An 18,189-nucleotide genomic window follows, 5' to 3' on the forward strand; every position below is an offset into this window, starting at 1 on the left:
CGGTTTTCATCCATCGGTCATTCATAGGAAATCATCATGTCCCACTATATTTTTGTCCTGAACTGCGGCTCTTCCAGCCTGAAATTTTCCGTCATCAACCCGGAGAACGGCGACGAGGCGCTGAAAGGCCTTGCTGAACGTCTCGGTGTTGGCGGCGTCGGCAACATCACCATCAAGAACGCCAAGGGCGACAAACTCGAAGAAACGCTGGATCCCGGTACGCACCAGGAAGCGCTGCGCCACATCGTTGCCGCGCTACACAAAGAAGGGCTGATGGATAAAATCAAGGCCGTCGGGCACCGCATTGTGCATGGTGGCGAATATTTCGCCGAATCCGTCCTCGTGGATGACGATGTGCGCAACAAGATCGTGGACTGCATCCGCCTTGCCCCGTTGCACAACCCGGCGCACGTCACCGGTATTGACGCCGCGCGCGAGGCCTTCCCCAATCTGAAACAGGTCGTCGTCTTCGATACCGCTTTTCACCAGCATATGCCGGAACGCGCCTATCTCTATGCGCTGCCGTACAAGCTCTACACCGACAACAAAATCCGCCGCTATGGTTTCCACGGTACCTCTTACCGCTACATCGCCAGCCAGTTGCCGGAAAAACTTGGCATCGCCAAGCCGAAAGCCGTCGTCGCCCACCTCGGTAACGGTGCCTCCGTCGCCGCTGTGGATTTCGATCATTCTGTGGATACCACGATGGGTCTGACCCCGCTGGAAGGTGTGGTGCACGGCACCCGTTCCGGCGATGTCGATCCCGCTATCTTCGGCATCCTCACCGGGCAAATGGGCATGAGCCCGAAAGAAGTGGATGACATGCTGTGGAAACAGTCCGGCCTGCTCGGCCTGTCCGGCATGTCCAACGACTGCCGCACCGTGGAAGAAGCCTATGCCAAGGGCGACGCGGCGGCCATCCGCACCATGGAGGTCTATTGCTACCGCCTCGCCAAACACATCGCCGCGCAGATGGTCGGCCTCGGCGGTGCTGATGCTATCGTCTTCACCGGCGGTATCGGCGAAAATTCCTCGCTGGTGCGCGAAAAAACCATCGCCCTGCTCGAATATCTCGGCTTTAGGCTCGATAGCGCGAAGAATCACGAAACCTTCCGGGGCAAAGAAGGCAATATTGCCGCAAGCGGCAGCAAGCCGGTGTGGGTCATCGCTACCAACGAAGAGCTGATGATCGCCCGCGATACCGACGCACTCAGCGCCTAAGGAGAACCACTATGGCAAAAACAATCCTGGTCGTTGCCACCCGTCAGGGCATCGGCCTGACTTCCGCCGTTCTTGGCCTTTATCACGCCCTTGACCGCAAGGGCATCAAAGTCGGCTTCCACAAACCCGTCATCCAGTACGACGTCGAGGGGCAGGAAATCGACCACAGCCGCAGCGTCCTGCGCCATTCCGCGCGCACCACTGCCGACGACAGCCTCGCCATCCGCCCCGAAACCGTGCAGCAGGCGCTGGACGCAGGCAATCTCGACGAACTGATGGAAACTGTCATCCAGAATTTCGAAACCGCGAAGGGTGACGCCGATGTCGTCGTCATGGAAGGCCTGCTGGAAACCGCCAACGTGCCTTACGCCAACGAAGTGAACCGGCAAATCGCCCGTGCGCTCAATGCCGACGTCATCCTCCTTGCCGACGCGCGCACCAGCAGCATCGCCCGTCTGGAAAACCAGCTCGACTACGCTGCCGGCAACATCGGCAAAAACCAGCTGCTTGGCGTCATCATCAACCACATCAATGCCGCAAGCGCCCTCAGCGCCGCCGATATTGCCACCAGCACGATCGGCGATAAATACCGCCTGCTCGGCACCATCGCCAGCAAACCCGAACTCGGTGCGCCGCGCGTCAGCGACCTGCAACAACACCTCGGCGCGAGCATCCTGCTCGAAGGCGAAAGCGCCACCCGCCGCATCCATGACTACGTCCTCTTCGCGCGTACCCCGGCGAATGCCGCTGACTTCCTGCAACCCGGCAACTGCATCTTCCTGCCGGCAGACCGCGACGACGCCCTGATGGCAACCACCATCAGCGCCAAAGCGGGCAACCACCTCGCCTGCCTCGTGTTGACCGGGCCGCTACCCGCTTCCGATGTCGTCATGAAACTGTGCAAACCGCTGCTCGAAGAAGCACGCCTGCCGGTGCTGCACCTCGAAACCAGCAGCTGGGAAATCAGCAAACTTATCGAAAAATTCAACCGCTACATCCCCGTTGACGACGAACAACGCATCCGCGACACCAAAGAGTACATCGCCGACAGCATCAAAGACGACTGGATCGACGGCTACCTCAGCACCGCACGCGCGGTTAGCCTCTCGCCCGCCGCCTTCCGCTACCAAATCGTGCAGCGTGCCATCGCCGCACAAAAAACTATCGTCCTGCCCGAAGGTGACGAACCGCGCACCGTGGTCGCCGCCAGCATCTGCGCCGAACGCGGCATGGCACGCTGCGTCCTGCTCGCCAAACCGGACAGCGTCCGCGCCGTTGCCACCCAACAGGGCGTCACCCTCGGCGACAACATCCAGATCATCGATCCCGACGCCGTGCGTGAAAAATACGTCGCCCGTCTCGTCGAACTGCGCAAAGCCAAAGGCATGACCGAAGACCAGGCGCGCGACGCGCTGGCCGACGGCGTCATGCTCGGCACCATGATGCTTGAAGCCGGCGAAGTGGACGGCCTCGTCTCTGGCGCCGTGCACACCACCGCCAACACCATCCGTCCGCCGCTGCAAATCATCAAAACCGCGCCGGGCGCAAGCATGGTCTCCTCCGTCTTCTTCATGTGCCTGCCGGATCAAGTCCTCGTCTATGGCGACTGCGCCATCGTGCCCAACCCCAGCGCCGATGACCTCGCACAAATCGCCATCCAGTCCAACGACAGCGCCAAAGCCTTCGGCATCGAGCCGCGCGTGGCGATGATCTCCTACTCGACCGGCACCTCCGGCAGCGGCGCAGACGTCGAAAAAGTCAAAGAAGCGACCGCCAAAGTGCGCGAACTGCGTCCGGACATCCTCGTGGATGGCCCGCTGCAATACGACGCCGCCGCCGTCGAGTCCGTCGGCAAACAAAAAGCGCCGAACAGCCCTGTCGCCGGACAAGCGAGCGTCTTCATCTTCCCCGACCTCAACACCGGTAACACCACCTACAAAGCCGTGCAGCGTTCGGCAAACGCCATCTCCATGGGCCCCGTCCTGCAAGGCATGCGCAAACCCGTGAACGACCTCTCACGCGGCGCGCTGGTGGACGACATCGTCTATACCATCGCCATCACCGCCGTGCAGGCCGCCCACAGCTAAACGGCAAACAAAGCCCCTTGCCCGCTTGCGGGTGAGGGGCTGACCATATCCCCAGACCCCAAATCAGGAGCACCCAATGGGAATCAGCCCAATCCAACTACTCATCGTCCTCATCATCGTCATCGCCATCTTCGGAACCAAAAAACTCGGTGGTGTCGGCTCTGACCTCGGCCAGGCCATCAAAGGCTTCAAAAACGCCATGAAAGAAGACGAAAAACCCGCCGACAAACTCGAACACCAGGCAGAAAAAACCGCCGCCGATAACCGCATCATCGAAGGCGAAGCGCGCCGCGACGAAGAAAAAACCCACTAAGGCGGCCTCGTGTTTGACATCGGATTCTGGGAACTCGTCGTCATCGGCGTCATCGGCATCGTCGTCATCGGCCCCGAACGCCTGCCGGAAGTCGTGCGCAGCGCGCTCATCTTCATCCGCAAAATCCGCCGTGGCTTCAGCGACGTGCGTGCCGACATCGAGCGCGAACTCGACCTCGACGACATGCGCAAAATCCTGCACGAAGCCGATATGCGGGAACACATCAAAAAACTTAACGACGGCGTGATGAACCTCGACAAAGAAGCGCGCGACCTCGGCACAAGCATCAAAGAAGACCTCGAACACGCCTACGACGGCTACACCCCGGAAGACGCCAGTGCCGAAGCCGAAACCGGTATCGAACCGCCCACCGCTGGCGCAGCACAAATACCGCCCACCGCCGATACCGCTGACGTCCAAAACAGCGCGCCGGCAGAAACCCCGCCCAAACCCTGAATCGCGCCAAGCGGGATAACCACGCGGTTTCTGCCATGCGCGCAAACGGAAAAAATCGCCACACCGTAGCGCACCACAGCACTCGCCCGCGGGACGAACCCTAAAAACAGGAGCGAATAGACATTTTTGCTCCCTTCGTCCTTCGCGATACCTCCCCGCGCAAGCGGAGGAAAAAATGACCGGCTTATTCCAAGAAGATTCTTTCCTGCTGCGGGACGTATAGAGGAGAGGGCAGCAAAAACAGGCGACAACCACAACAGCGGCCAGGCAGAACAACCACGCACATATAGTTGGATAGATAAAAAGCGTAACAAGGCGCGTCGCCGCAGACAGTACAGGCAAGTACGGCAAGGCGACGCAACGCCGTTACGAATTTTTAGATGTTTAACCATATCCACCATTCCACCCACAACAGAACCCCCATGACCGACCACGACACCCCACCGCAAAGCGACGACAAAGAAATGCCCATCGTCGAGCACCTCATCGAACTGCGTACCCGCCTACTGCGCATCATCTACGCCGTCGCCGGTGTTTTCGTCCTGCTCCTGCCCTTCCGCAACCGCGTTTACGAAACCTTCGCCCTGCCTGTGCTCAGCAGCCTACTGCCGGGGCAGAGCATGCTCGCCTACGACGGCATCGACATCTTCCTCACACCGGTGAAAGTCTGCCTATTTCTCGCCTGCCTGCTGACCATCCCGTGGATCCTCTACCAAATCTGGGCTTTCGTCGCGCCGGGCATGTACCGCCACGAAAAACGCCTCGTCCGCCCCATCCTCATCTCCTCCACCATCCTCTTCTACACCGGCGTACTGTTTGCCTACTTCATTATCCTGCCCATCCTCTTCAGCTTCCTTGCCGGCATCGAACTCAAAGGCGTCGAATACAAACCGGACATCACCCAGTACATGTCACTCAGCCTGACCATGTTCATCGCCTTCGGTGCCGCCTTCGAAGTACCGGTGGCGACCGTCATCTGCCTCATGCTCGGCATCGTCCGGCCCGAGACACTCGCGAAAAAACGTGCCTACGTCATCCTCGCCGCCTTCACCATCGGCATGCTGCTCACCCCGCCGGACGCCATCTCGCAAACCCTGCTCGCCGTGCCAATGCTGCTCCTCTTCGAAGCGGGACTTTACATCGGCAAACGCCTCCTCGCCGCGCGCGAAGCGGATAACTCCCCGCCACCTGCCGCGAAACCCTGAATGCACATCGACGCCGACGGCTGGCTGGACGCTGCCAGCCGCTACCCCAGCCCGCACCACAACGAACGCCCCGACGTGGACGACATCAGCCTCCTCGTCATCCATAACATCAGCCTGCCACCTGACGAATACGGCGACCGCTACATTAGCGACCTTTTCTGCGGCAGCCTGCCCGCGAGACGCCACGAACACCCCTACCTCGACAGCATCGCCGACCTGCGTGTCGCCGCGCACTTCCTCATCCTGCGCGACGGTCATATCCAGCAATACGTCCCCACCACCGCCCGCGCCTGGCACGCAGGCGAATCCAGCTACCATGGTCGCGCCAACTGCAACGATTACAGCATCGGTATCGAACTGAACGGCAGCGATCATCATCCCTACACCCAGCGCCAATACCAGGCGCTCGCCGCCCTCAGTCGCGCCATCATGACGCGCCACCCGCGCATCACCGCGATGCGCATCACCGGCCACAGCGACATCGCGCCAAGCCGCAAAACCGATCCCGGCCCCGCTTTTAACTGGTATTACTACCGGCGCTGTTTGGAAGCTGCACACCATTCAGCCGTCAAGCGGCGTGAATACTGGCTCCGTCAAGCGGGATAAATAATGGGTTTCCGCATATCTTCCCCCCATCCGCCGCTGCGCGGCACCTTCCCCCGCAAGCGGGGGAAGGGATTTTTTGTGCATCTGAACGTCCGCCAAGCGGTGTAAATACCGTACCCGCCAGGCGGCGTCATTACTGAACCCGTCAAGCGGGATGACAGTTTTTGCTCGCGGATGAACGGGCAAGAAAAAACCCCGCAGGGTGGCGGGGTTCGGCGAGGAGAAATCAGGGCTTGAGGCAGCCGCTGAGATTGTCCGCAAGATTACCGAGCAGCTGCGCGTACATCGCCTTGCCGGCGGGAATATCCGCACCGACCGGATCCAGCACGGCGGTCTTCACCCCGCTTTCCTTCGCCAGCTTATCAACGATTTTTGCCGGGAATTGCGGCTCGCTGAAGAGACACACGACTTTGTTATGCATCAGCTGTTCGTGCAACTCGCCGATACGTTTCGCACCGGGTTCATGTTCGGGATCCACGCGCACGGTGCCGACGGCGTTCAGTTTGTAATCCTGTTCAAAGTATTGGTAGGCGTCATGGAAGACCATGAAGGGGCGTTTTTGCAGCGGCGCGAGTTTGCCGTTGAGCTCCTGATGCAGGGCGTCCAGCGCGGCGCGGCTTTTTTCTGCGTTTGCCTGGTATTTGGCGGCGTTATCGGGGTCAATCTTGCCGAGTTCGTCGGCAATGGCGGTAAGCAGCTGCTTGCTGCGCGTGGTACTCAGCCACAGGTGGGCGTCGTATTTGCCGTGATGGTGGCCGTCGTGATCGTGGTCATGTCCGTCGTGGTCATGCGCATGATCATGGTCGTGTCCGCCGTGCTCATGACCGTGATCGTGGTCGTGCGCATCGCCGTCATGATGATGGTCGTGATCGTGGCCGTCATCGTCATGATGGTGATGGCCGCCTTCTTCCCACAAGCCGCCATGCCGCGTCGGTAGCGGATACAGATTGGGCAGGTTCAGCCATTCGATGCTGTGCACCTGCGGGCTTTTCTGCAAAAGCGGCGGGATGAAGGTTTCCAGCTCATGGCTGACATAGATGACCAGATCGGCCTGATTGATCGCTTTCGCGTCCGACGGCTTCATCTGATAGCCGTGCGGTGAGCCTTGCCGGATAAGCAGTTCTGGTTCGGCGATGCCGTCCATTACCTGGGCGGCAAGTGATTGCACCGGCTTGATGGTGGCGACGACTTTCGGTGCGGCCAGTGCCTGGCAGCTGATAGCGACGAGGGTAGCGAGGATGAGTTTTTGCATGATGGTCTCCGTGATTAAGCGGTGCAAAATCATAGCACTCCGGTCATTTTTTGCAACGGCATAACGTCATCTTTATCACGACAACCACGCGTATTATGGCCATAAATTTGTTTTTCTTGTCATATCTGCCAAATGGTGAACAGAACGCAAAAAAGCCCAAGCGAAGCCGTCCTGCGTTACAGCCGCGAATGCGCTGCAAAAAGCGCCCCGAAGGGCGCCGCCTGATTACAAGACGATGTTGATTTCCGGCGGTGGCGGCGGCAAATCGTTGCCTGCCGTCGGGGCGCCGACGCTGACGCTGCTGCTGGCAACCGCCGCCGAGACCCACTGGAAGAATTTGGCAAAGGCGCTGGCATCCATGGTGTCGAGCGAGGCGACGGTGTCGGTCAGTTGCCGCAGGTAAGAGGCATCGGCCTTCGGCCCGGCGGCGCAGGCGACGATATTGCCGAAGCCCAGCGATTTGATGACGGGGATGGCTTCGCTGTAGGCGAGTAGGTCGGTCGGTTTGCCGTCGGTGAGGATGATGAGGATGGGGCGCCAGTCACCTTTTTGTTCGCCGCTGGTCATGATGCGGTCGCGTTTGACGGCATGGGCGATGTGTTCCAGCGCCGCGCCGAGGAAGGTCGCGCCGCTCTCGGGGCAGACAATTTCCGGCAGCACCACTTGCTCCAGCGGGGTCAGCGGCAAGACGTCCTTGATTTTGGAGTCGAAGGTGGTGATGGTGAGATAAACGCTTTCCAGTGCGTAGGGGTTCTGCCGCAGCGAGGCAAGCAGGGCATGCAGGCCGGTGTTGACGGCTTCGATCGGCTCGCCGCGCATGGAGCCGGAGGTATCGATACAGATGTAGGTAAGCAGGCGTCGGGACATGGGGTTTCCTGTGGGTGGCGGGCGGTGGTCGATGGATCAATCCAAGAATCAGGCCGAGAAGGCAGCGTGGCGAAGACTGTACAGGGCGTATGGCGCGGGTTGCCATAAAATCGCATGGCGATTCTTATGGGGATCCGCTCAGACGCGCCAACGCACGCAGATAGCTTCCCAGGTTGGTATCAGTAGGGCAGGTAGTGTTTCAGCAGGTCAACAAAGCGGTCAGTGTCGTGGAAGTCGCCGATGGCGTTGAAGTGCCAGCCGTTTGCGCCGCGCTTCACGGTGGCGAAGGTCATGGCGCAGGCGCGATTCGTCGGGTCGCTGCCGATGTCGTAGCGGCAAATTTCCTGGCCTTTGCCATCCAGGGCGCGGATGTAGGCGCGGCGAACGCCAGCGAAGCTCTGTCCGCGTTCGTGGCCTTTGTAGATGGCGACGACAAAGAGGATTTGCTGGTAGCTGTCGGGCAGGGTATCCAGATCCACTTCGATTTGCTCGGCGTCATCACCCGCGCTGCTGCCGCTCTGGTTGTCGCCGGAGAGGCGCACTTTGCCGCTGGGGTGGATGAGCGAGTTGTAGAAGACGACGTCGCCGCCTTCCAGCGTCGGCCGGCCATTTGCGCCCGCTTTGCCGAGGTTGCGCACTTTGCCGTTTGCATCCAGCAGGAAGGCGACGGCGTCAAGGTCGTAAGCGGGGCTGCTTGGCGCGATGTCCCAGCCGAGGCCGATGGTGAGGCGGGAAAGGTCGTAGCCCGATTCTTTGCGCAGGCTGACGCCCTGGCCTTTTTGCAGGTTGATGGCCATGTTTACAGCACGATGTTGAGTTCAGGGGGCGGCGGCGGCAGTTCGTCCAGCCCGCTGACTTCTTTGCCGCTTTCGATTTTCTGGCTGGAAACGGAGATGGAGGAGCTGACCCACTGGAAGAAGCTCTTGATGGAGGTGGCGTCGGCGGTGTCGAGCGAGACGACGGTTTCGGTGATGCGTTTCAGGGTGGCGGTGTCCGCACTGGGGCCGGCGGCGCAGGCGACGAAGGTGCCGGTTTTCACGCCCCGGATGGCGGCGATGCCTTTTTCCAGGTCGTCGGTCGGCGCGCCGTCGGAGAGGAGGAAAACCACGGGTTTCCAGTCGCCTTTGACTTCGGCGCTGCCTTTCACCACTTCGCGGTTGATGCAGTCGGCCAACAGGGTCAGCGCGGCACCGAGGGCGGTCATACCGCTGGCACGCAGATCAGGCACCTGGAAGCTCATCAGTTCGGTGAGCGGGGTGAGCTGTTTGGCGTCGTTATTGAAGGTGATGACGGAGAGATAGGCAGTTTCCAACGCGTAGGGGTCTTGACGCAGGGCGGAGACGAGGACTTGTAGACCGTTGCGCACGGATTCGATGGCTTCGCCGTGCATGGAGCCGGAGGTATCAACGAGGAGGTAAACGGGAAGGCGTCGCATGGGGTTTCCTTATGGGTTTGGGCGGAAAGGCAGCCGCCGGGGCTGCCTTGTGTGGCTTAAAGGTAGGGGACGATTTTCGGCAGGATAAGATCCGGCGTCGCACCCTGGCTGTTTTCGCCGATGGCGTGCATTTTCCATTCGCCGTTGTGGCGGTACACCTTCGCCATGATTTGTGCGGTGTGGTTGCCTTGCGCGGAGAGGTTGTAGCGGGCGATTTCTTTGCCCGTCTGCCCGTCCACCAGGCGGCAGTAGGCGTTTTCCACCTGGCTGAAATTCTGCCCGGTGTAGTTGCTGACCGTGAAGACCAGGGTTTTGACGTTGGCCGGGATACGGTTCAGGGCGACGGCGATTTGTTCGTCGTCCCCGTCGCCTTCGCCGGTGCGGTTGTCGCCGCTGTGCTGGACGCTACCGTCGCGGCTGGCCAGCTGGCCGAAATAGACGAGATCAATGGGGTTGTTGTTGTCATCGAAGATGAAGCAGGAAGCGTCAAGGTCGATAGACTGCTCACGGCCAAAGCCGAACAGGCCTTTTTTCTTGGCGACGTCCCAGCCGAGACCCATAACGACGCTGGTGAGCGTGCCGCCCGCTTCTTTTTCCAGAGAAATTTTCTGGCCTTTTTGCAGATTGACTGCCATAAGCACTCCTTAATTGAGGAAGGTTGATGGAAAGAAAGCGCGGGCGATTGTACCAGCATTACCCCGCTTATAATGCGCGCATTTATAACCACTTACCCCGCCATGCCCGCCTATTCCCTGCCCTACGGCACCCTGCATCTCGACATTGACCATGCCGACCTGCCGCCGGACGACCTGTTTGCCCTCGGTGCCCGCGATAACCCGCGCCGCGCCTTCCTCTTCGTCAGCAAAGTGCTGGGCAAACACATCCCGGTGCCGACCGCGACCCTCGCCCGTGTGCATCGCCTGCTTGCTGCGAAACTGCCCGCCGACCTGCCTGCCCCCGTGCTTTTCATCGGCATGGCGGAAACGGCGACCGCGCTGGCGCAAGGCGTCTTTGAAGCCTGGCTTGCCGCCCACCCGGCCACGCCCGCGCTCTACCTGCACACCAGCCGCTTGCGCGTCGCTGGCGCCGACATCTGCCCCTTCGAAGAAAGCCACAGCCATGCCGCGCAGCAATGGCTGCACCTGCCCGCCGAGCGCAGTCTGCTCAATGCCGCACAAAGCCTGGTGCTGATTGATGATGAACTCTCGACCGGCAACACCTTCCGCGCCCTCGCATCTGCCCTGCGCCCGCAACTGCCCGCCCTGCGCACGGCGCACTGGCTCTCGCTCACCGATTTCAGCCCGCCTGCCGCCGCTCGTGACGTGCAGCGCCACAGCCTGCTGCGCGGCCGCTGGCATTACGAAGCGACCGCTGCCGTACCGCCCGTTGCCGCTGTGCAGGAAGCGCCCATTACCATTGCCGACAGCGGCTTTGGCCGCCTCGGTATCCGCCAGGCGGTGCGGCTGGATTCCGCCGTTTGGGCGGAGACGGGCGACATCGGCGCGGGGGCACGCGTTCTTGTCCTCGGCACCGGCGAATTTATCCATCCACCTGCCGTCTTCGCCCGCGAACTCGCAGCGCGCAGCGGCGCGGACGTGTATCTGCAATCAAGCAGCCGCTCGCCCGCACTTCCATGGGGCGCACTGCTGCACAAGCGCAGCTTCGCCGACCCCTACGACGCCGGCGTGCCTTATTACCTCTACAACCTCGCCACGCCTGACGCCTACGACCACGTTTTTATCTGCCACGAACACCCCGCCAACGCGGCGTTGCGGGAAACCGCGGCAACGCTGGATGCGCGATTGCTGCATTTGCGCGCCAAGCGGGATGAAACCTGAATACTGACCTCGCAAGCGGCGTAAATACAGGGCTTTGTCGCTGCGCGGTTTTGTCCAACCCCCACCCTAACCCCTCCCCCATAAAAAAGGGGAGGGGCTTTTTTTGTGCGAGATTCACGTCCGGGACACGCCAAGCGGGATAAAACCTGACCCCGCCAAGCGGCGTGTACTGGGCCCGCCAAGCAAGATCAGGTCTATTTGAAACGACTATAACGGCAGCAGGCTGGCGCTGTCGAAGAGGCGAAAGCCGTCCGCATCGTGGCAGAGGATTTGCCCATGTGGATGCCAGTCGCCGAGGACGTACACGCGCTTGCCGTCATCCAGCGGATGCACGGCGGGGCGGTGGGTATGGCCGTGGATGAGGATTTCTGCCTGCTGTTCTTGCAGGACGCGGTAGATGGCGGCGGGATTGGTGTCGGTGATGCGCGGTGCTTTGCGGCGGCTGCGTTTGCGGCTTTGCCCGCGCAGTTTTTCAGCGATAGCGAGGCGCAGGCGCGCGGGCAGGCGGTAGTAGAGGCGTTGCAGGCAGCGGCAACGCAGGATGCGGCGCAGGCGCTGGTAGCCGTGGTCATCGGTGCAGAGCAGATCGCCGTGTTCGATGAGGACAGTTTTGCCGCCGAGGCTCAGGCGGTAGCGTTCGGGCAGAATCCGCATGTGGGCTGCGCGTGCGTAGGCGTCGCCCAGGAGAAAATCGCGGTTGCCGTGCTGGTAATAGACGGGGCAAGGCAGGGCGGCGAGGGCGGCGGCGATGTCTTGTTGCAGGGGGCTCGCGAGGTCGTCGCCGAGGTAGTAGTCGAAGAGGTCGCCCAGGATGTAAACGGCGCTGGCGTCGCGGGCGAGGGCAGCGAGGGTGGCGCGGAAGGCGGCGGTGATGTCGGGCCGTTCGGCACTGAGATGGATGTCGGCGAGGAAGTATTCCGCCACGGGGGATTCCGGTTGGATGGTGGATAAGAAAGAGGCGGGCTGAAGCCCGCCCCATGTTGGTGGAGGTTCAGAGGATTTCTGTCTTCTCAATCACCACTTCTTCCAGCGGCACGTCTCTGTGCATGCCGCTGCGGCCGGTTTTGACCGTGGCGATTTTATCGACGATGTCCATGCCGGCGACGACCTTGCCGAAGACGGCGTAACCCCAGCCGGCGTTGGTTTTGCTGGTGTGGTTGAGGAAGTGGTTATCGACGAGGTTGATGAAGAATTGCGCCGAGGCGGAATGCGGGTCGCTGGTGCGCGCCATGGCGATGGTGCCGCGCGCGTTTTTCAGGCCGTTGTCGGCTTCGTTGGCAATCGGTTCACGCGTGTCTTTTTCTTTCATGCCGCTTTCCATGCCGCCGCCCTGAATCATGAAGCCGGGGATGACGCGGTGGAAGATGGTGCCGTTGTAGAAGCCGTCTTTGGCGTATTGCTCGAAGTTGGCGGCGGTGGCGGGGGCTTTGTCGAAGTCGAGTTCGATGTCGATGTTGCCGTGATTGGTGATGAATCGGATCATTTGCGTTTGGCCTCTTTGTTTTTTTCGGGAAGGATTTCAACGGATTGGATGGTGATGGTTTCTGTCGGGACGTTGGCGTGCGGTGGGCGTTTTTCCGTCGGCACTTTGGCGATAGCGTCCACCACGTTCATGCCGCTGGTGACTTTGCCAAAGACGGCATAACCGTAGTTGTCCGCGCCGCCGGGGTTCAGGGCGTCGTTATCGACGAGGTTGATGAAGAATTGCGAGGTGGCGGAATGCGGATCGCTGGTGCGCGCCATGGCGATGGTGCCGCGTGCGTTTTTCAGGCCGTTGTGTGCTTCGTTGGCGATCGGCTCGCGTGCCGGTTTTTCCTGCAAGTCGGCGGTGTGGCCGCCGCCCTGAATCATGAAGCCGGGGATGACGCGGTGGAAAATGGTGCCGTTATAAAAGCTGTCTTCGGCGTAGCGGCGGAAATTAGCGACAGTGGCCGGAGCCTTGTCTTCATCGAGTTCGAGGGTGATATCGCCTTTTGTGGTGTGGATGATGGCGGTCGGCGTGGCGAGAGCACTGCCGAAAGCGAGGCAGAGTGAGAGGCTGAAAAGCCGTTTGGTCATGGGTTTTTCCTTAGGTTTCAAGGGGCGTTTATACTAACAAACTTTTGAGATGACCCACTGGAGAACCCATGAGCGCCTTGCAGTTTTACAACAGCCTGAGCCGGCAAAAAGAACCCTTCCACCCGCTGCATGCAGGCAAAATCGGTATGTACGTCTGCGGCATGACCGTGTACGACTACTGCCATATCGGCCATGCGCGCGTGATGGTCGCTTTTGACACCATCGCCCGCCACCTGCGCGCGCTGGGTTATGAGCTGCATTACGTGCGCAACATCACCGACATCGACGACAAAATCATTGCCCGCGCCGCCGAAAACGGCGAGCCCATCGCCGACCTCACCACCCGCTTCACCGCCGCCATGCACGAAGACGAAGCGGCGCTGGGCTGCCTGCCGCCGGACGAAGAACCGCGCGCCACCGACGCCGTGCCCGGCATGATTGCCCTGATTGAAACGCTCATCAAAAAAGGCCACGCCTACGCGGCGGACAATGGCGACGTGTACTACGCCGTGCGCAGCTTCCCCGGCTACGGCAAGCTCGCCAACCGCAGCCTGGACGACCTGCGCGCCGGCGAACGCATCGCGGTGAACGAAGCGAAAAACGACCCGCTTGATTTCGTGCTGTGGAAAGCGGCGAAGCCCGGCGAACCCAGTTGGGACAGCCCCTGGGGCCAAGGCCGCCCCGGCTGGCACATCGAATGCTCGGTGATGAGCGCCGCCGCGCTCGGCGAACATTTCGACATTCACGGCGGCGGCATGGACCTCAAATTCCCGCACCATGAATGCGAAATCGCGCAAAGCGAAGGCGCCTGCGGCCACCAGCACGTCAACTACTGGCTGCACAACGGCTTCGTGCAAATCAACGACGAGAAAATGAGCAAATCGCTCGGCAACTTCTTCACCGTGCGTGACGTGCTCAAGCACTACGACGGCGAAACCCTGCGCACCTTCATCCTCGGCAGCCACTATCGCGGCCCGCTCAATTACAGCGATACCGCCCTGGCTGAAGCGAAAAAAATGCTGACCCGCCTCTACACCGCCCTTGACAAACAGCCGCTGGACGGCGCGCTGGATACCGCCGCCGTCGCCGCCTTCGCAGAAGCGATGAACGACGACATCAACACGCCGAAAGCCTTTGCCGTCCTCTGCAACCTCGCCCGCAGCATCAACAGCGGCGATGCCCACCTCGCCGCGACACTGAAAGCGCTTGGCGGCCGCCTCGGCATCCTGCAACAAGACCCCGCCGTCTTCCTCAAAGGTGAAGGCAGCCTCGATGAAGCGACGATTACCGCCCGTATCGCCGAACGCAACGCCGCCAAAGCCGCGAAAGACTACGCCCGTGCCGACGCCATCCGCGCCGAACTCGCCGCCCAGGGCATCATCCTCAAAGACACGGCGGGCGGTACCGAGTGGTGCTATGAATAACCCCGCCTGCTGCCCGGGAAGCATCGGTTAATGACGGGGCACGACAACAGTGCGCTGGCGAAAATCGCCGCCCTCTTTCCCCACTGCATCCGCGAAAGCCGGGGCGCGCACGGCAAACCCGCGCCCGTCGTGGATTTCGACCTGCTGCGTCAGGAACTGGCGGGGGCGCTGGCCGAAGGCCCGCAGGAACGTTACCGCCTGGACTGGCCGGGCAAGCGTGCCGCCATCCTTGCCGCCAACACGCCGCCCGCGCACCGTCTGCGCCCCTGTCCGGCGGAAAGCGTGGATTTCGCGCACACGCACAATCTCTTTATCGAAGGCGACAATCTGGAAGCGCTGAAACTCTTGCAGGCGGATTACGCCGGCAAAGTGAAAATGATCTATATCGATCCGCCGTACAACACCGGTAACGACTTCATCTACAAGGACAAATTCGCCGAAAGCCACCATGTGTACCGCCGCCGCGCCCGGCAGCAGACAAGCGAAACCGGCGACGAGGCGGGCAGTGACCACGAGCATGATGGCCGCCTGCACGCCAACTGGCTGTCAATGATGTACAGCCGCCTGAAAATGGCGCGCCCCTTGCTGGCGGATGACGGCGTCATCTTCATCTCCATCAGCGAAAAAGAGCTGGCCAACCTGAAAATCATCGCCGACGAACTCTTTGGCGCTGCCAACTTCATCGAACTCTTTAGCTGGCAGAAAACGACGACGCCGGCCAACCTGTCGCGGAAAACCAAAAAAACCTGCGAATACATCCTCGCCTACCAGAAAAAAGAAGATGTGCCGCTGTGGGGGACGGTAAAGGCGGCGAAAAGTAGCAACGGTCTGATGAACCAGAGCAATGCCGTGGGCAGGCTGGTCTTCCCCGCCTACCTCACCCGCACCAAACTGGCCGATGGTGTCTATCCGGCGGGCATGTACGGCACCAAGGCCTATAACATCGAGCTGGAACAGGCGACCGCCGTCAAAGGCGGCGTGTTTACCCGCCCGGTACACCTGCGCGGCAAATTCAAGTGGACGCAGCCCTATCTGGAACAGCAACTCCGCGCCGGGGTGCAAGTCTTCATCCAAAGCCGTGCCTTCTCGCCCTCTTACGAAAAAGCAGCCTATGCGGCGGAAAAATCCTGGAACCTGCTCAATCAGGACTGCGGCGTCGGCACCAACGAAAACGCCGGCAGCGAGCTGGACAAACTCTTCAGCCCGAACTTCTCCGACAAACTCTACCCCAAGCCGCTGTCGCTCTTGCGCTACCTGATCAACACCAATGTCGGCAAGGACGGCCTCATCCTCGACTTCTTCGCCGGCTCGGCGACCACGGCGCATGCGGTGATGCAGCTCAACGCCGCCGACGGCGGCAGCCGCCGCTTCATCATGGTGCAACTGGCGGAACGGACGCCGCGCCACTCCGCCGCCGGTCAAGCGGGATACTTGACCATTGCTGACATCGGCAAAGAACGCCTGCGTCGCGCCGCCGCTGCCATCCGCCAGACTGCCGCCGCCGACGGACAACCACTGCCCGCCAACTGGGACGGCGGCTTCCGCGTGCTGAAAATCGGCGACGACGGGGAGGCCTGACATGATCCTCATCCGCCGCGACAACGGCTTCCGCTTCGCCGCCCACTGGCGCTACGCGCAGAGCAAGGCGGCGGCGATGCTGGCGCAGCAACTCTATTCCCGCTTCGGCTACGACGACGAACTGCGTCTGGAAAAAGCCGCTATCGGCTGCCTCGGCGAAGCGGCCTTCCGCCATTTCCTGCACAGCCAGCGCATCCCGTTTCAAGAAGACACGACCGATTTCAGCCAGGCGCGCAGCGACGCCTTTGACGTCGCCATTCACGGCAAAACCATCGACGTCAAAGTGGCGAAAAAATCCACCCCCAACCTGCCCAACGATCACTGGACCTACGGCTACCCGCAGGAACAGCATCCCGCCAGCAAAGATTACGTCGTGGTCGGCCTCGTGGATTTCACCCTCGGCATCGTCGCCTTCTACGGCTGGATCAGCGGTGCGCAGATCAGCCGCTACCCCGTCGTCACCCACAATGCCTATGCCAAATTCCCCTACGAAACCCCCAATCACGAATTCCGCTACGGCGACATGAACAAAGACTTCGCCCAACTCTTCCGCCTCTGCGCCGCCACACCATGAACCCCATCCCGCAAAGCCTCTACATCCACATCCCGTGGTGCGTGCGCAAATGCCCGTACTGCGACTTCAACTCACACGCCCTGCGCGGGCAGATCGATGAAACGGCCTATATCCGCCACCTGCTCACCGACTTCACCGCCGATTACGACGGCCGCCCCATCTACTCCATCTTCATCGGCGGCGGCACACCGAGCCTGTTGAGCGGTGCGGCGGTTGCCGCCCTGCTGGACGGTATCGCCCGTCTCGCCCCGCTTGCCGCCGATTGCGAAATCACCCTGGAAGCCAATCCCGGCACCTTCGAGCAAGAAAAATTCGCCGCTTACCGCGCGGCGGGCGTGAACCGCCTCTCCATCGGCGTGCAGAGCTTTGCCGATGCGCAGTTGCAGGCGCTGGGGCGCATCCACAGCAGCGCCGAAGCGGTGCGCGCCGTTACCCTCGCACAGCAGGCGGGCTTTGCCCGTATCAATCTGGATGTGATGTTTGCCCTGCCCGGGCAGGACGTCGCCGGCGCGCTGGATGACCTGCGCCAGGCCATTGCTCTCGCCCCGGAGCACATCAGCTGGTACCAACTCACCCTGGAACCGAATACCGCGTTCTACGCCAACCCGCCCGTCCTCCCCGACAGCGACACGCAAATCGACATCTACGAAGCGGGCAGCGCCCTCTTGACGGCGGGCGGTTACCGCCAGTATGAAACCTCGGCCTGGCGCGCGGGTGAACCCTGCCGCCACAACCTCAACTACTGGCAATACGGCGATTACCTCGGCATCGGCGCAGGCGCGCACGGCAAACAGACGCGGGACGGCACCATCACCCGCTGCAGCAAATACCGCGCCCCGGCGGCGTACCAAAAAGCGGCGGGAACGGGCGGGAACCCGTATAGCGACCAGCAGCTTACCGTCGCCCGCGACGAACAGGCCTTTGAATTCATGATGAACGCCCTGCGCCTGAAAGACGGCGTGCCGACCGCTTACCTGATGGAACGCACCGCCCTCAGCTTGGACGACATCCGCCCGATACTGGACACACTCGTCGCCCAGGGCCTGCTCGCGCCGGATATCGAGCACCGCCTGCAAACGACGCCACGCGGCTTCGCCCTGCTCAACAACGTGCTGGATGCGTTTTTGTAAGGCTGATTCCGGGAAAGCCAACAAGGGCGGGGTGGTTCCCTGGCATCGCTACGACAAGCGGGATGGAAGAGCGCGTGCCGCTTCCAGCGAGAAAAAAACCACACCATTTCATCATTTTCCCTGTTTTTTCTCTGTGGTTATATGT

At 61.1% G+C, this 18,189-nt stretch carries 19 protein-coding genes; 11 read left to right on the plus strand and 8 right to left on the minus strand.

All coding sequences use genetic code 11. The features are described from left to right. Nucleotides 1-33 precede the first annotated feature (33 nt). The 6 genes from LG374_RS06715 to ampD all read left to right on the plus strand — a co-directional run bounded on the left by LG374_RS06715 (nt 34) and on the right by ampD (nt 5,888). A complete protein-coding gene (locus tag LG374_RS06715) occupies nt 34-1,221 on the plus strand; it encodes an acetate kinase (RefSeq protein ID WP_225758007.1) in 1,188 nt (395 codons plus the stop codon). A gap of 11 nt (nt 1,222-1,232) precedes the next feature. Beyond that, nucleotides 1,233-3,308 (plus strand): phosphate acetyltransferase, encoded by a 2,076-nt coding sequence (gene pta / locus LG374_RS06720; protein ID WP_225756966.1) that lies wholly within the window; start codon nt 1,233-1,235, stop codon nt 3,306-3,308. 76 nt (nt 3,309-3,384) lie between these two features. Further along, nucleotides 3,385-3,621 (plus strand): twin-arginine translocase TatA/TatE family subunit, encoded by a 237-nt coding sequence (tatA, locus tag LG374_RS06725; protein ID WP_225756967.1) that lies wholly within the window; start codon nt 3,385-3,387, stop codon nt 3,619-3,621. A gap of 9 nt (nt 3,622-3,630) precedes the next feature. Next, nucleotides 3,631-4,077 carry a Sec-independent protein translocase protein TatB gene (gene tatB, locus LG374_RS06730; protein ID WP_225756968.1) on the plus strand — a complete coding sequence of 149 codons (447 nt, stop codon included), beginning with the start codon at nt 3,631-3,633 and terminating at the stop codon, nt 4,075-4,077. Nucleotides 4,078-4,499: 422 nt separating this feature from the next. Beyond that, nucleotides 4,500-5,282 (plus strand): twin-arginine translocase subunit TatC, encoded by a 783-nt coding sequence (gene tatC, locus LG374_RS06735; RefSeq protein ID WP_225756969.1) that lies wholly within the window; start codon nt 4,500-4,502, stop codon nt 5,280-5,282. After that, the gene (gene ampD / locus LG374_RS06740) at nt 5,283-5,888 is read left to right on the plus strand and encodes a 1,6-anhydro-N-acetylmuramyl-L-alanine amidase AmpD (protein WP_225756970.1); all 606 of its coding nucleotides are present in this window, start codon (nt 5,283-5,285) and stop codon (nt 5,886-5,888) included. A 226-nt stretch (nt 5,889-6,114) separates the two neighbouring features. On the opposite strand, the gene LG374_RS06745 is transcribed toward ampD, so the two are convergent. The 5 genes from LG374_RS06745 to LG374_RS06765 all read right to left on the minus strand — a co-directional run bounded on the left by LG374_RS06745 (nt 6,115) and on the right by LG374_RS06765 (nt 10,077). Continuing rightward, the gene (locus LG374_RS06745) at nt 6,115-7,140 is read right to left on the minus strand and encodes a zinc ABC transporter substrate-binding protein (RefSeq protein ID WP_225756971.1); all 1,026 of its coding nucleotides are present in this window, start codon (nt 7,138-7,140) and stop codon (nt 6,115-6,117) included. Between the two features lie 225 nt (nt 7,141-7,365). Next, nucleotides 7,366-8,007: a VWA domain-containing protein gene (locus LG374_RS06750; protein WP_225756972.1), complete on the minus strand. Its 642-nt coding sequence runs from the start codon at nt 8,005-8,007 to the stop codon at nt 7,366-7,368. A 179-nt stretch (nt 8,008-8,186) separates the two neighbouring features. Beyond that, nucleotides 8,187-8,804, minus strand: a complete 618-nt coding sequence (locus LG374_RS06755) for a TerD family protein (RefSeq protein WP_225756973.1) — start codon at nt 8,802-8,804, stop codon at nt 8,187-8,189. A 2-nt stretch (nt 8,805-8,806) separates the two neighbouring features. After that, entirely contained in the window at nt 8,807-9,442 is a 636-nt protein-coding gene (locus LG374_RS06760) for a VWA domain-containing protein (RefSeq protein ID WP_225756974.1), read from the minus strand. A gap of 56 nt (nt 9,443-9,498) precedes the next feature. After that, nucleotides 9,499-10,077 carry a TerD family protein gene (locus tag LG374_RS06765; RefSeq protein ID WP_225756975.1) on the minus strand — a complete coding sequence of 193 codons (579 nt, stop codon included), beginning with the start codon at nt 10,075-10,077 and terminating at the stop codon, nt 9,499-9,501. A gap of 72 nt (nt 10,078-10,149) precedes the next feature. On the opposite strand from LG374_RS06765, the gene LG374_RS06770 reads away from it, so the two are divergent. After that, the gene (locus LG374_RS06770; RefSeq protein WP_225756976.1) at nt 10,150-11,280 is read left to right on the plus strand and encodes a phosphoribosyltransferase domain-containing protein; all 1,131 of its coding nucleotides are present in this window, start codon (nt 10,150-10,152) and stop codon (nt 11,278-11,280) included. A gap of 207 nt (nt 11,281-11,487) precedes the next feature. On the opposite strand, the gene LG374_RS06775 is transcribed toward LG374_RS06770, so the two are convergent. The 3 genes from LG374_RS06775 to LG374_RS06785 all read right to left on the minus strand — a co-directional run bounded on the left by LG374_RS06775 (nt 11,488) and on the right by LG374_RS06785 (nt 13,338). Beyond that, complete coding sequence (locus LG374_RS06775; RefSeq protein WP_225756977.1) at nt 11,488-12,204, minus strand: UDP-2,3-diacylglucosamine diphosphatase; 717 nt, start codon at nt 12,202-12,204, stop codon at nt 11,488-11,490. A 67-nt stretch (nt 12,205-12,271) separates the two neighbouring features. Next, complete coding sequence (locus LG374_RS06780; RefSeq protein WP_225756978.1) at nt 12,272-12,763, minus strand: peptidylprolyl isomerase; 492 nt, start codon at nt 12,761-12,763, stop codon at nt 12,272-12,274. Then, a complete protein-coding gene (locus LG374_RS06785; protein ID WP_225756979.1) occupies nt 12,760-13,338 on the minus strand; it encodes a peptidylprolyl isomerase in 579 nt (192 codons plus the stop codon). The genes LG374_RS06780 and LG374_RS06785 overlap by 4 nt, the downstream gene beginning before the upstream one ends. A 68-nt stretch (nt 13,339-13,406) precedes the next feature. Between LG374_RS06785 and cysS the strand changes: the two genes are divergently transcribed. The 4 genes from cysS to hemW are packed head-to-tail and all read left to right on the plus strand — an operon-like array spanning nt 13,407 to nt 18,044. Further along, nucleotides 13,407-14,762 carry a cysteine--tRNA ligase gene (gene cysS / locus LG374_RS06790; RefSeq protein WP_225756980.1) on the plus strand — a complete coding sequence of 452 codons (1,356 nt, stop codon included), beginning with the start codon at nt 13,407-13,409 and terminating at the stop codon, nt 14,760-14,762. Nucleotides 14,763-14,792: 30 nt separating this feature from the next. Next, complete coding sequence (locus LG374_RS06795) at nt 14,793-16,340, plus strand: site-specific DNA-methyltransferase (RefSeq protein ID WP_225756981.1); 1,548 nt, start codon at nt 14,793-14,795, stop codon at nt 16,338-16,340. A 1-nt stretch (nt 16,341) separates the two neighbouring features. Beyond that, a complete protein-coding gene (locus LG374_RS06800) occupies nt 16,342-16,914 on the plus strand; it encodes a hypothetical protein (protein WP_225756982.1) in 573 nt (190 codons plus the stop codon). Beyond that, on the plus strand, nt 16,911-18,044 hold the full coding sequence (gene hemW / locus LG374_RS06805) for a radical SAM family heme chaperone HemW (protein ID WP_225756983.1): 1,134 nt from the start codon (nt 16,911-16,913) through the stop codon (nt 18,042-18,044). Before LG374_RS06800 ends, hemW begins: the two co-directional genes overlap by 4 nt. The last annotated feature ends 145 nt before the right edge of the window (nt 18,045-18,189 follow it).

The organism is Cardiobacterium sp. Marseille-Q4385, assembly GCF_916618745.1.
GTDB lineage: Bacteria > Pseudomonadota > Gammaproteobacteria > Cardiobacteriales > Cardiobacteriaceae > Cardiobacterium.